Source organism: Streptomyces sp. NTH33, assembly GCF_003236365.1.
Classification (GTDB): domain Bacteria; phylum Actinomycetota; class Actinomycetes; order Streptomycetales; family Streptomycetaceae; genus Streptomyces.
This window is the reverse complement of record NZ_POTZ01001086.1, coordinates 1-305: the sequence shown is the minus strand read 5'-3', so window position 1 is coordinate 305 and position 305 is coordinate 1. Positions and strand designations below refer to the sequence as shown.

Here is a 305-nt window from a genome sequence, read left to right as displayed (position 1 = left end):
TGCTCGTACGTCGCGTCCGTGTGCCCGACCGCCGCGATCACGCCGTGCTCCGTGAGCAGCCGTACGGAGTCGATGCCGCCCGGCAGCTCGGTGGCGAGCGTCATCATCCTCGCCCGGCCGCGCGCGGCGTCGATCAGCTTGCGCACCTCCGCCGGGTCCGGGTCGCGCAGCAGCGCCTCGGAGTGGGCGCCCTTGCGGCACGGCGAGATGAACGGCCCCTCGAAGTGGATGCCGGCGATCTCCCCCTGCTCGGCCAGTTCCGACAGCAGCCCCGCCTGCCGGACGAGGGTGTCCATGTCGTCGGT

General features: G+C 72.8%; 1 pseudogene. It reads right to left on the bottom strand.

Going from position 1 to position 305, the window contains the following annotated elements:
• Positions 1 to 305: pseudogene (locus C1I97_RS38595) on the bottom strand (N-acetylglucosamine-6-phosphate deacetylase); the annotation flags it as partial.